A 449-nucleotide genomic window follows, 5' to 3' on the forward strand; every position below is an offset into this window, starting at 1 on the left:
GGGGGAGGAAAGAAAGAGAGAAAAAGGAAGAGGAAGAGAAGAAGGAAAGAAAGAGAAAGAAGAAGAGAAGAAAAAAAGAAAGAAGAAGGGGAAGGGGGAGGGAGCGGTAAAGAGGGAGAAAGGGAAAGGGGGTGAGGGAGGAAAGGAAAAGAGAGAAGGAGGAAAGAGAAAAGAGGGAGGAGAAAAGGGAGGGGGGGGGGAAGAAGGGGGAGGAGAGAAGAAAGGAGAGAGAAAGAAGAGGGGGGGAAGAAAAAGAAAGGAAAAGAGAAAAAGAAAAGGAAAGGGAGGAAGGAAGAGAGGAGGAAGAGGAAGAGGGGGAGAAGAGAAAGGGAAGGGAAAAGAAGGAGGGGGGAAAAAGGAAAGAAAAAAAGGAAGGAAAGAGAAAGGCCGGGGAAGAAGAAAGAGAGAAGGGGGGCGGATCCATCACCTCCAACAACGATGTGCTCATT

At 48.3% G+C, this 449-nt stretch carries 1 protein-coding gene; it reads left to right on the forward strand.

All coding sequences use genetic code 11. The features are described from left to right. Positions 1-449, forward strand: a 449-nt coding sequence (locus IB213_RS18445; protein WP_192408182.1) for a hypothetical protein, incomplete at both ends; no start/stop codon positions are given.

It is taken from the genome of Comamonas sp. CMM02, from assembly GCF_014851485.1.
Classification (GTDB): domain Bacteria; phylum Pseudomonadota; class Gammaproteobacteria; order Burkholderiales; family Burkholderiaceae_C; genus Comamonas; species Comamonas avium.